This window comes from Paraburkholderia sp. BL21I4N1 (assembly GCF_002973525.1).
Taxonomy (GTDB): domain Bacteria; phylum Pseudomonadota; class Gammaproteobacteria; order Burkholderiales; family Burkholderiaceae; genus Paraburkholderia.
This window is the reverse complement of record NZ_PVEN01000003.1, coordinates 64,508-76,599: the sequence shown is the minus strand read 5'-3', so window position 1 is coordinate 76,599 and position 12,092 is coordinate 64,508. Positions and strand designations below refer to the sequence as shown.

The 12,092-nt window shown below is 63.3% G+C and carries 11 protein-coding genes; 7 read left to right on the top strand and 4 right to left on the bottom strand.

The features are described 5' to 3' along the window. Window positions 1-110: 110 nt before the first annotated feature. From B0G83_RS09965 to B0G83_RS09955, 3 genes are read right to left on the bottom strand one after another with little or no spacing between them, the layout of a single operon-like run. Window positions 111-677, bottom strand: a complete 567-nt coding sequence (locus tag B0G83_RS09965) for a YceI family protein (protein ID WP_105507674.1) — start codon at window positions 675-677, stop codon at window positions 111-113. A gap of 60 nt (window positions 678-737) precedes the next feature. Further along, entirely contained in the window at window positions 738-1,301 is a 564-nt protein-coding gene (locus tag B0G83_RS09960) for a YceI family protein (RefSeq protein WP_105507283.1), read from the bottom strand. Between the two features lie 8 nt (window positions 1,302-1,309). Further along, the gene (locus B0G83_RS09955; protein ID WP_105507282.1) at window positions 1,310-1,870 is read right to left on the bottom strand and encodes a cytochrome b; all 561 of its coding nucleotides are present in this window, start codon (window positions 1,868-1,870) and stop codon (window positions 1,310-1,312) included. A 439-nt stretch (window positions 1,871-2,309) separates the two neighbouring features. Here B0G83_RS09955 and B0G83_RS09950 point away from each other — a divergent pair, with 439 nt between their 5' ends. From B0G83_RS09950 to B0G83_RS09935, 4 genes are read left to right on the top strand one after another with little or no spacing between them, the layout of a single operon-like run. Next, entirely contained in the window at window positions 2,310-3,101 is a 792-nt protein-coding gene (locus tag B0G83_RS09950; protein ID WP_105507281.1) for a paraquat-inducible protein A, read from the top strand. Between the two features lie 7 nt (window positions 3,102-3,108). Further along, window positions 3,109-3,759, top strand: a complete 651-nt coding sequence (locus B0G83_RS09945; RefSeq protein WP_105507280.1) for a paraquat-inducible protein A — start codon at window positions 3,109-3,111, stop codon at window positions 3,757-3,759. Next, a complete protein-coding gene (locus B0G83_RS09940) occupies window positions 3,752-5,413 on the top strand; it encodes an intermembrane transport protein PqiB (RefSeq protein WP_105507279.1) in 1,662 nt (553 codons plus the stop codon). Before B0G83_RS09945 ends, B0G83_RS09940 begins: the two co-directional genes overlap by 8 nt. Next, on the top strand, window positions 5,410-6,174 hold the full coding sequence (locus tag B0G83_RS09935; RefSeq protein WP_105507278.1) for a membrane integrity-associated transporter subunit PqiC: 765 nt from the start codon (window positions 5,410-5,412) through the stop codon (window positions 6,172-6,174). The genes B0G83_RS09940 and B0G83_RS09935 overlap by 4 nt, the downstream gene beginning before the upstream one ends. Before the next feature lie 254 nt (window positions 6,175-6,428). Here the strand turns inward: B0G83_RS09935 and B0G83_RS09930 are convergent, their stop codons facing one another. Beyond that, window positions 6,429-6,776 (bottom strand): AlpA family transcriptional regulator, encoded by a 348-nt coding sequence (locus B0G83_RS09930; protein WP_105507277.1) that lies wholly within the window; start codon window positions 6,774-6,776, stop codon window positions 6,429-6,431. Window positions 6,777-7,816: 1,040 nt separating this feature from the next. On the opposite strand from B0G83_RS09930, the gene B0G83_RS09925 reads away from it, so the two are divergent. From B0G83_RS09925 to B0G83_RS09915, 3 genes are all read left to right on the top strand, one after another. Beyond that, window positions 7,817-9,967: a site-specific recombinase gene (locus B0G83_RS09925; RefSeq protein ID WP_105507276.1), complete on the top strand. Its 2,151-nt coding sequence runs from the start codon at window positions 7,817-7,819 to the stop codon at window positions 9,965-9,967. 197 nt (window positions 9,968-10,164) lie between these two features. Then, a complete protein-coding gene (locus B0G83_RS09920) occupies window positions 10,165-11,460 on the top strand; it encodes a class I SAM-dependent RNA methyltransferase (protein WP_105507275.1) in 1,296 nt (431 codons plus the stop codon). Between the two features lie 216 nt (window positions 11,461-11,676). Beyond that, window positions 11,677-12,060, top strand: coding sequence for a VOC family protein (locus B0G83_RS09915; protein ID WP_105507274.1), 384 nt, complete (start codon window positions 11,677-11,679; stop codon window positions 12,058-12,060). The last annotated feature ends 32 nt before the right edge of the window (window positions 12,061-12,092 follow it).

Genomic DNA, 12,092 nt, shown 5'->3' with positions numbered 1-12,092 from the left:
CAGCGTTCGTCGCGGGCAATAAAAAACCGCTGCGTCGCCGAAGCGAACGAAGCGGTTTTTTTGTTGCGCCGCAGCGGTGCAGGTAGGCGCCGGCGCGGGGGGCGCGTGGGTTACTGCTTGATGCCTTCGGACTGGATATGCAGCTTCGTATCCATATTGAAGCCGTACTTCGTGCCGAAATCCATGCCGTAATCGGCGCGGTTGAAATGCGCGCTCGCTTCCACGCCGCACACCTCGCGCTTGAGCACCGGATGCTGCATGCACTTGAACGAATCGATCGTCAGATTCAACGGCTTGGTGACGCCGTGCATCGTCAGGCTACCGATCACCTGAACCGGCTTGTCGCCGTCGAACTTGATGTCCGTGCCTTTATACGTCACCGACGGGTACTTCGCGACGTCGAAGAACGCATCCGTTTTCAGATGCTCGTCGAGCTTCGCGTTGCCGGTCTCGACCGAGGCGGGGTCGACCGTGACGTCCACCGTGCCGGTTTTCGCCGCGCGGTCGAGCGTGACCGTGCCCGAGCTCTTGGTGAACTTGCCGCGCCACACCGACAAACCGCCGAAGTGATCGGCCTCGAAGCTCGGATACGTGTGCGTCGGGTCGAGCTGATAGGTATCGGCCGCGAAAGCACCGATCGAGAAAGCAGAAGCCAGCGCGCCGACGGCGATCAACAGAGAGGTTTTCAATTCATGCTCCTAGGTTCTTGTTAGACCGTGAACTTCACGAAGCGAAGCTCACTTGCGTGCCGCAACGATATGAAACTTGATGACAACGTCATCGGCCACCACCGACGTATCCTTCCACTCGCCCGTGCCGATGTCGAACTGCGAGCGCTTGATGGGCAGCAAGCCGTCGAAGACCTGCTGGCCGCCCTGCTGCGTCACCGTGACCGGCACCACGACCGTCTGCGATTTACCCTTGATGGTCAGCTTGCCGGTCACCTTGAACTGGTTGCCGCCAGCCGGCGCGATCGCGCTGGAGACGAACGTGGCGCTCGGATAGGTCTTCGCGTCGAACCAGTCCTTGCCGCGCACCTGGTCGTTGTAGCTCTCGTCGCCGAGATCGTAGCTGCCCACGTCGATGGTGAACTGCGCGCTGCCGTCGGCCGGTTTGGCCGGATCGAACTTAACCTGCGCGGTGAATTTTCCGAACTTGCCTTCCACCGGCACGTTCATCTGTTTCGAGGTGGCCGTCACCGTGCTCTTCGCGACGTCGACCTGGGCGAGCGCGCTGCCGGCCGCGGTCAGCGAAGCCGCGGCGAAGGCGGCGAGCATGTAGCGATAAAACGAGACCTTCATGTTTATCCTTATTTGAGGAAAGGGAGCATGCGCGACAACAGACCGTCGCGGTCCAGCCATTGATGCTTGAGCGCAGCCACGACATGCAGCGCGACCAGCACGAGCAAGGTGTAATTCAGCGTGATGTGGATCGTCTTCAGCAATTCCTTCAGATGCGGGTCTGGCGCGATCAGACGCGGCAGCGGAATCAGCCCGAGGTAGACCACCGGCACATTGGCGGCCGAGCTGTACAGATAGCCGGACGCGGGAATCGCGACCATCAGCACGTACAGCAGCAGATGCACGAGATGCGCGGCGCCGCGCTGCCAGGTCGGCATGCGGCGCGGCATCGGCGGGGCGGCGTGGGTGGCGCGCCACAGGATGCGCAGCACGGCGAGCGCGAACACCGTCACGCCGATCCACTTATGCCACGAGAAGTAACGCAGCTTGGTAGGCGTGAAGCCGGGGATGTCCGTCATGACCCAGCCGAGGGCGAAGCCGCACACGATCAGCAGCGCGATCAGCCAGTGAAAGGCGATGGCAGTCCGCGTGTACGACTCCCGGCCAGCGAATGAAGGATTGAGTGCCATGACAGGTCGACGCAAGCTAAGAGAGGTAAACGGCGCAACCCGCCCGGTTGTTCCCGGCGCCGCTGCGAACGGCATCGGCGCGCACCGCCCGAACCCACCGGCTGCGGCGTACGCCAAGGCCGCATGCTACCCCAAGCGCAAAAAGCTGGCTGCCGGTAATGAAAGGCCGATGAACAGGCGAAGGCACCGGACTTCCGGTGCAGATGCACCCCATATTGAACAATAAGGGACGGAGAGTGTCAGAAGGATACGAATTCAATATGAAACCGCCTGAATAAATCCGCTGTCGGCTCCGCTGGAAAGGCCGTCCGGCGCCCTCCGACGCAACCGCCGATGCGACGCGGGAGCGCGTTTGGTACTATTGCTGCACCCATTTTGTCAGCCTCGCCATAAAAAACCGGCATAGTCCCGCTCCCCTTCACCGTTAGCCCTCTGCCGTATGGAACAAGACAATCTGATCGCGTGCCATGAATGCGATACGCTGTTCCGCAAGCCACGGCTTGTGGGGCGCACATCCGCGCGCTGTCCGCGCTGCGGCGCGACGCTGTATCGCGGCATCTCCCGCAAGCTCGACAAAATCAGCGCCATGACGCTGGCCGCGCTGATCACCTTCCTGATCGCGCAGGGCTTTCCGATCGTCGAGCTGGAAACCAACGGCATCACCTCGCAGACCACGCTGTTCGGCGCCCTCATGGCGCTGTGGGGCGAAGACATGCAGATCGTCGCGGTCATGGTGTTCTGCTCGACCATTCTGTTTCCGCTGACCGAGTTGCTGGCGCTGCTCTACGTGCTGATCCCGCTGCGCGCCGGCTATGTGCCCGCCGGCTTCAACCGGGTGCTGCGCGCGATCCAGTTCGTGCGTCCGTGGGGCATGATCGAAGTGTTCATGCTCGGCGTGCTGATCACGATCGTAAAGATGGTGAGCCTCGCGCGCGTGATTCCCGAAGCCGCGCTATTCGCGTTCGGCGTGCTGACGCTGATGTTCGCGGTGGTCGTCACGTTCGATCCGCGCATTCTGTGGGACCTCGCCGACGAACTCGGCGACCGCAGCCAACGGCCGCTGCCGCGCACTTCCGCCGATAGCGCCGCGGCCCAGCTCAATGCGCTCGCCGGGCCGCCCGCGCCGCCCGAGATTCGGAATGCCGATCACCCGTCGGACCACCCCGCCGACCACCCCACGGCACGCACCGGATTGCCGCCAGGCGTGCCGCCTGAGCCGCGTCAAGGATGAGCGCGCAATGAAATACATTTCCGCGAAACGCGCGGGCCTCGTGAGTTGCCATGCCTGCGGCCGGGTCGAGCCGCGCATCCGTTCCGTCACGCCGCAACACTGCGGACGCTGCGGCGCGCGCCTGCATTCGCGCAACCCGGACAGCCTGATGCGCACCTGGGCGCTGTTGATCGCCGCCGCGCTGCTGTATATTCCCGCGAACCTGCTGCCGGTCATGCACACTGCGTCGCTGCTCGGTTCCGAGGACGACACCATCATGAGCGGCGTCGTGTACTTTTGGACCTCGGGCGACTGGCCGCTGGCGGTGATCGTGTTTATCGCCAGCATCATGGTGCCCATGCTCAAGCTGAGCGTGCTCGCGCTGCTCACCATCACCGCGCAGCGCCGTTCGCGCTGGCGGCCCGAGCAGCGCACCGTGCTCTACCGGATGGTCGAGCGGATCGGCCGCTGGTCGATGCTCGACGTATTCGTCGTCACGCTGACCGTGGCGCTGGTGCGCTTCAAATCGCTTGCCGTCATCACGGCCGGACCCGGCGCGATCGCTTTCGGTTCGGTGGTGATTCTGACCATGATGGCGTCGATGCAATTCGATCCACGGCTCATCTGGGACAACGTGGAAAGCCGTACTAAAAAACCTCAGGACCCCGATCATGAATAGCCCGCAAGGACCGACGCCCGCTTCCGATGATGCGCCGCGCAACGATTCGAACGGACCGAAGCTGCCGCCCCAACTCCCGGACCCCGACATCGAGCCGCGCAGCCGCTGGCTGCCTTCGCTCGTCTGGGTGATCCCGCTGATTGCCGCGCTGATCGGCATCGCGCTCGTGATCAAGTCGGTGACCGAGAAAGGCCCGACCATCACGCTCAGCTTCATCAGCGCCGAAGGCCTCGAGCCCGGCAAGACCAAGGTCAAGTACAAGGACGTCGACGTCGGCTCGGTGAAGACCATCACGCTGTCGAAGGATTTGTCGCACGTGCTGGTGCAGGTGCAGTTGACGAAGGAAGGCGAAGACTTCGCGGCCAAGGATTCGCGCTTCTGGGTGGTGCGGCCGCGGGTCGGCGCGAGCGGCGTGTCGGGGCTGACCACGCTGCTTTCCGGCGCGTATATCGGCGCGGATGCGGGTCATTCGCCGGATACCGAGAAGAACTTCGTCGGTCTTGAAACGCCGCCGCCGATTACCGGCGACCAAAAAGGTCACCAGTTCATCCTGCACGGCGACTCGCTCGGCTCGATCGACATCGGCTCGCCGATTTTCTATCGACGCGTGCAGGTCGGCCAGGTGGTCGGCTTCTCGCTCGACAAGGACGGCACCGGCGTGACGATGCAGGTGTTCGTGTCCGCGCCGTTCGACCAGTACGTCGGCACCAACTCGCGCTGGTGGCATGCGAGCGGCGTCGATCTGCGGCTCGATTCCAGCGGCTTCAAGCTGAATACGCAGTCGCTGGCCACGGTGATCGTCGGCGGTTTGTCGTTCCAGTCGCCGCCGGGCCAAGGCGTGGGTGCGCAGGCGCCGAACAACATGACGTTCCGCCTCGGTTCCGACGAAGCGGATGCGATGCGTGAACCGGACGGCGTGCCGTTGCGGGTGGTGATGAACTTCAACCAGTCGCTGCGTGGGCTGTCGGTCGGCGCGCCGGTCGATTTCCGCGGCATCGTGCTGGGACAGGTGACCAACATCAACATCGACTACGATCCGAAGACGCGTAGCTTCACGATGCCGGTGACCATGAATCTGTACCCGGATCGGCTTGGCAAACGCTTCCGCGAGACGGCGCCGACGCCGGGCACGCTCGCCGGTCAGACGCTGCTGCAACAGTTGGTCAAGCACGGTTTGCGCGGCCAGTTGCGTACCGGCAATCTGATTACGAGCCAGTTGTACGTGGCGCTGGATATCTTCCCGAAGGCGGCGCCGGCAACCGTCGACGTGGCAAGCGATCCGCTCGAACTGCCGACGATTCCGAACACCCTCGACGAGTTGCAACTGCAGGTGGCCGATATCGCGAAGAAGCTCGACAAGGTGCCGTTCGATCAGATCGGCAACAACCTGAATAGCGCGCTGAAGAACGCCGATCAGTTGTTCACTCGACTCGATACGGAAGTGGTGCCGCAGGCACGCGATACGTTGGCGGCGGCGAAGCAGACTTTCGGGACGGCCGAGGCGACGTTGCAGCAGGATTCACCGTTGCAGTCGGATGTGCATCAGGCGTTGCAGGAATTGACGCGGACGTTGCAGTCGCTGAATGCGCTGTCGGATTATCTGGAGCGTCATCCCGAGTCGCTGTTGCGCGGTAAAACAGGAGATAAACCATGATGTTTGCCCGACTCCCCCGCTCGACGCGCGGGCTTGTGCGCGGTGCGGTTTTTGTCGGCGCTTTGGCCGGCGTGACGGTGATGACGGCGTGTTCGTCGCCGTCCAGCCGGTTTTATACGCTGGGGGTGGATGGCTCGGCAGGGGACGTGGCGGCGGTTGACGCGCGGACTTCATCGGCTGCGCCGGCCTGGTTGATCGAGGTCGCGCCGGTTGATGTGCCGCCGCAGGTCGCCAAGAATCAGATGGTCGTGCAGACGGGGCCGACTCAGGTCAAAGTGCTTGAGGATGAGCGGTGGGCTTCGCTGCCGGGCGATGAGATTCGGCGGGCTTTGTCCACCAGCCTTACGCAGCAGCTCAATACTATCGATGTGTATGGGACTGCCAGATCGGATTCGGCTGCGGTTTATCGGGTTAGCTTGAATGTGCAGCGGTTCGAGTCGTGGCCCGGATCGCATGCGTTGATCGACGCGGTCTGGAGTGTGCGGGCCGTGCGGAGTAGTGCTGTTATGACCTGTCGGAGTGTTATTAGTGAGCCTGTTAGCGGAGGCTATGACTCGCTCGTCGATGGGCATCGGAAGGCTTTGATGCAGGTTTCGTTGCAGGTGGCGGCGGCTGTGAGGAGTATGGCTGCGGCTTCTGGGTCCGGGTCTGTTTCTGCTGCTTCGCAGAGTCGGGGGGCGGGGGCTGGGAAGAGCGCTGCGGCGGCTGTTGTCGTGCCGGGTTGTCCTTCTGGGCCGGGGACTGTTGCTGCTGGGGGGTGATAGTTAAGGCCTTTTACCTGCTTGGCGCTTTTTGGTTGTGCGCTTATGGCGTTGGCCTTTCCTTGATTTCACGGTGGTCTGTCAGGGCTGCCCCTGTGCGGGGCGGCACTCACTTTTCTTTGCCTGCCGCAAAGAAAAGTAAGCAAAAGAAAGCGGCTCACACCGCTAGCTCATAAGTGGGGCTCCCGCGCAGTTCCGGTAGTGGTGCATCTGGAATCCGTGCTCTCGCACATTTCGCGCTCGTGGCACAGCAGTCATTCTTCCGGCGGCGCTGCGCGCGCCGCGGCGGTTGTTCGCTTATCTGGCGGGCACTCCGACTTATGTTGTCGACCTTCCTCGAGCTTGCGACGCTCCCACTCCCGCAAAGACGCCATGAGGATCACCGCCCGCCTCGGACTCAGCCGCGTTTCACGCGGTGTCTCGCCCTTCGCGCGCAAACGGTAATAAATGTCTTTGCTGATCCTGTAGCGCTCGCAGAACTCCGCAATCGTCAGAGGCGTATCTTCGAACATCCTCGGCTGCTCAGCTAACACTGTTTTTTCGCTCATCTTCTGCTTTCCTGAAAGGCAGTTCCACTCATCCGTCAGATCTCTCGTCGTCACGCACGGTCGCCGTCCAAACTAGCCACTCAATACGCCTCACATCGGGCGGACAAGCACCGTCCAATCGCCATTGACCAGATCAAGACAAACAATCGGGCAGTTCTGTTTGTGCGGCAAAGGCGCAGCCAGTACTTAGGATTTCGGCGGGTCTCGACTGCTCGACACTTGAGCCACGAAACCCGACGGGAATGACGCGAGCCATCGCGCCTCGCCCCCTCTCGCCGGCATTCCTCTCCGGTGTCGGAGTGCGATGTCAGCCGTAGACCTGCACACGAGCAAACGTGCGAGGGAAACGCTAACAGGCGGCCAAACCCGTTTGTCGCGACGTGCACGACAAAGCGAGTCTAGGACGTACTGCTTGACGAGTGATCCCCTGCGCGGGCCAAAAAGTGCGCGCCGCCCTCATTTCCGAAATTTCCCAACGCGCCTGTCAGAGTTCCGAGCAATCAGTGATGCTGATCAGATTTTCGTCACTCACGGCGGGCCCGCGACGTGGGTTGAACAGCACGGCACACGCCCTGACGCGAACCAGCGATACGCGCAATTGAGGCTTGCCACGGCGCACAAGGCTGCGAGAAGAACGGCGTGCCGATTTTTGCGCGGACCGTTCCGGCGAGCGCGTAGCGCGAGGCGGGCGGAATGACTGCTGTGTCACGAGCGCGGGATGTGCGAGAGCACGGATTCCAGATGCACCACTACCGCGACTGCGCGGGGGACCCGCTTATGAGCTAGCGGTGTGAGCCGCTTTCTTTTGCCTACTTTTCTTTGCGGCATGCAAAGAAAAGTAGGTGCCGCCCCGCACAGGGGCAACGCTAACCGACCACCGTGATCACAATAAAAGGCCAACGCCGCAAGCGAACCCGCCTTGAGCGTAGTGCAACTCAAAGCGCAAAATTCTGCAAAACGCCAACCCTGGCCCGTCGAACATGCAATATCCTCCCACGTACCAACGAACAAGCGAACAAGCGAACCGCGAACAACGAACAGCCGCGGCAGCACACCACCCCGCAGGCACCACCCAGCAGGACAAAAAAAACAGCATGCTCACCACCCTAACCCGCCTGATAAAAAAATGGCGAGCCTCCCGCGACGGCGGCCACCAGCTAGACGCGCTTCTCGCGATAGCGAACCAATCCGCCCCCTATGCCGACCGTAGCGAATGGTTGATCGAGCTTGCCCACTGGATCCGTCGCGGCCGCGAAGTGCAGCAGAACACCAACGACTCGACCACGGAATCGGCAACAGCAGCCATAGCAGCACCACCCCGCTCCAACCCAGCCCACACAAGAATCCGCTACTTGCTCCACGTGCTGGATCGCAACCCCGCCTGGAAGGCCAACGTCTCAGGCACCCTGCGTGCCCTACTCCGCGAAAGCGACGGCCTCTCCCTCCTCTGCGACGCAGGCATGCCCGTTCACTCAGGCTTCTTCGGCGCCCTTTTCGAGCGCCTCGAAGCCTCCCTGATCCCACCCGCCCCGAACCGCCGCGACCTAACCGCGATCGTCACGCTGATGTTCAGCTCCGACCACGACGCCGAATGGATCGCGGCCCTCCCCACCGATCTGCTCATCCGCATCCGCGCGCTTTTCGACGACGAACCCGACGAACAGGACCACCGCGACACCACCCCGTTCTCCCTCGACCTGCTAGCCGCCCTGCACAACCTGACCTGCCAGATCAGCTCGACGGGTCTATCGCAAATCGTCCGCAGCCGCATCGGCGAAGTCGACGCCGACGACACCCGCGAAGCCAGCGACGTCCGCATCGCGATGGAAAAGCAACCGTTCTACCGCCTCACCCGCGCGATGCTCGCCGTCGAAGCCGCGCATCAAGCCGTCGCCGCGGGCGAACCGCAAGACAAGCTGCTGCACGAAGTCAACTACCTGCGCCTGCTGCTCGACGAATGCCGCGGCGCCACCGACAAAGTCTTCGCCCATCTCTACCGCAACGGCGTCAGCGTCGACATCGTGTTCCAGGTCGAGCGGATGCGCATGCGCATCGTGCGCGCCGAGCATCTGCTCGACGCATGGATGGCGCAAGACGACCCGCACGCCGCCGCACGCCTCACCGCCGAACTCGTCAACGCGAATCACGCGAGCCAGAGCGTCGCGCATCTGGTGCGCAGCAATTTCTCGCTGCTCGCGCGCAAAGTGGTCGAATACAGCGCCGACACCGGCGAACACTACATCGCCCGCGACCGCGCCGAGTATTTGAAGATGCTGCGCATGGCCGCCGGCGGCGGACTCGTCACCGTCGTCACGGTCTGCGTGAAATTCGCCATCACCGGTGTGCATCTGCAAGCCATGCTCGAAGGCCTGCTGGCCGGCATCAACTACGCCGCCAGCTTCCTGCTGATGCACTTCCTGCACTTCTCGCTCGCCACCAAACAACCGGCCATGACCGCGCCGACCCTCGCCCGCGAACTCGACGGCACCGGCACGCCAGCCGGCGTCGACAGCTTCGTGAGTTCGGTGATGGCGCTGATGCGCACGCAGGCCGCCGCCGTCCTCGGCAACGTGCTGCTGGTGTTCCCGGTCTGCTTCGGCGTGCAGTTGCTCTGGCATGCGCTCTTCAACGCCAACATCATCTCGCCGGAGAAGGCGCACGCCACGCTGCATTCGTTCTCGCTGATCGGACCCACGCCCTTCTACGCCGCGTTGACCGGCGTGCTGCTGTGGTCGTCCAGTTTGATCGCCGGATGGGCGGACAACTGGTTCGTCCTGCATCGCGTCGGCGATGCGCTCGCGTATAACCGGCGCCTGCGCCTGACGCTCGGCGCGGCAGGCGCGGCGCGTCTCGCGCAAGCTTGCCGCTCCAATGTGGCGGGGGTGGTCGGCAATATCACGCTGGGTCTGATGCTCGGGCTCGTGCCGGCGATCCTCACCGCGTTCGCCTTCACCTTCGAAGTGCGTCACGTGACACTCAGCGCCGGCTCGATCGGCGTCGCGCTCGGCGTGCTTGGCAAGGACGCGTTGAAGCTGCCGGAACTCTGGTGGGCCGTCGCGGGGGTCGGCAGCATGGCGATCCTCAACGTGGCGGTGAGCTTCGCGCTCGCGTTCTACATGGCCGTGCGTTCGCGCGACCTGCGGCGCAACGCGGTGCGCTCGCTGCGCGGCGCGATCTGGCAGCGGGTGTTTCAGCATCCGCTGGAACTGTTCTGGCCCACGAAAACGACCCCCGAAAGCCGGTAAGTCCACGGATGGCGGCGGCTCGGTGGGCCGTCTCAGGTCGAGCCGCCGCGCCGCCGCACCATGGCGACTCACCCGAGCGCGTACGGACGGCGGCGGCTCGGTGGGCCGTCTCAGCCCGGTCCGTCAAGCAATCGCGCGGGGCCGCCCACCCCGACCGCGTACAATAGCGCCTTATCTAACGCCTTCCGGCAACCTCAATGTCCTTCGATTTCTTCCTCCCTTGCCCACGCGGCCTTGAAGCTTCGCTCGCGGCCGAACTCGCCGAGATCGCCGCTAAGCACATCAACGGCGCGCAGTTCGTGGCCGGCGCTCAGGTGCCGGGCGGCGTGCATTTCCGCGGAGGCTGGGCCGCCGGCATGGCCGCCAACCTGCATTCGCGACTCGCGAGCCGCGTGCTGCTGAAGATCGCGCATCGTCCGTATCGCAGCGAGCAGGATATTTACGCGCTCGCGCTCGAGCAACGTTGGGAACAGTGGTTCTCGGCCAAAGAAACGCTGCGCGTGGACGTCACCGCGATCAAATCGCCGCTGCGCAGCCTGGAATTCACCACGCTGCGCGTCAAGGACGCGATCTGCGACCGTCTGCGCGAAGTCAGCGGCGACCGGCCGAGCATCGACACCGCCACGCCCGACGTGCGCGTGTTTGCGTTCCTCACCGCCACCGACTGCACCCTCTACCTCGACACTTCCGGCGACCCGCTCTTCAAGCGCGGCTGGCGCCTCGACAAGGGCGCGGCACCGCTGCGTGAGAACCTGGCGGCGGGCATCCTGCGTCTGACCGGCTGGAACGCCGGTACGCCTTTGTACGACCCGATGTGCGGCAGCGGCACGTTCCTCGCGGAAGCCGCGCAAGTCGCGCTGAATATTGCGCCGGGCGCGGAACGCCGCTTCGGTTTCGAGAAGCTCAAGCAGTTCGAAGCCAAGACCTGGCAACCGCTGAAGGCCGCCGCGCTCGACGCGAAGCACGCCGGGCGCAGCTCGCGCGCCGATCTGCAGATCTTCGGCAGCGATATTTCCGGCGACATGCTCGACAAGGCGCGCGCCAACTTCCAGCGCGCCGGTCTGCCGAACATTCCGCTCAAACAGGTCGACGCGCGCGGCATGACGGCGCCGTCGTCGGACGCGGGCATTCTGGTCGCCAATCCGCCGTATGGCGAACGGATCGAAGTGCGTGGCCGCAATGCGCGCGGCGAAATCCGTGAAGGCCGTGCCAATCGCGAAACCCGTGAAGACGACGGTTTCCATCGCGCTCAGGAAGAAGCGCCGGACAGCGAGTTTTTCCAATCGCTTGGCGACGCGCTCAAGCAGCGCTTCACCGGCTGGCATGCGTTCATCCTGACCTCGGATCGCAAGTTGCCGGGTCAGTTGCGTTTGCGGGAATCGACCAAGACGCCGCTCTTCAACGGCGCACTCGAATGCCGCTTGTTCCGCTTCGACCTGATTGCGGGCAGCGTGCGGCAACGGCCGCAGCAGAGCGACACACCGGCGGAGTGAGGTAACGACTTCAACCGCTCGCTGTTAAGCGAATGGAGGGCAAAAAAACCGCGGACCCGGCTCCGCGGTTTTTTTTCGCCGGCATTATGCGGACGCGGTTGGCAAACCCTACTGCCACACCCTACTGACACCACGCTGTCAGCAGCACCCCAGCACACTCCTTCTCACGCCATCCGGCGCTTTGCACGGCTTACCCGCCATCCACAGGAGAGTGACATGTCCAACGCATCCAAGGTTGTTGCCTGGTTCGAAATCCCGTCCGTCGATTTCGATCGCGCTGTCCGTTTTTACGAAACCACCTTCGACGTCAAACTGAACGTGCAGGAAGTCGGCGGTCGTCCGATCGCCATCTTCGGTTACGAAGAACCGGCCACGGGCGGCGCAATCGTCCACAACCCGGCGATGAAGCCAACCGACGACGGCGTGCTCGTCTACCTGACTGCTGAACCGACCGTCGACACGGTGCTCGCGCGTGTCGAGCAGGCCGGTGGCAGGACCGACGGTCCGGTGATCAAGCTGCCGCAAGATATCGGCTATATCGCATTCTTCACCGATACGGAAGGCAACCGCCTCGGTCTGCATTCGCGGACCAACGGTTAACGCACAACGCAGCGCCTCTGTCCGCCTGCGTG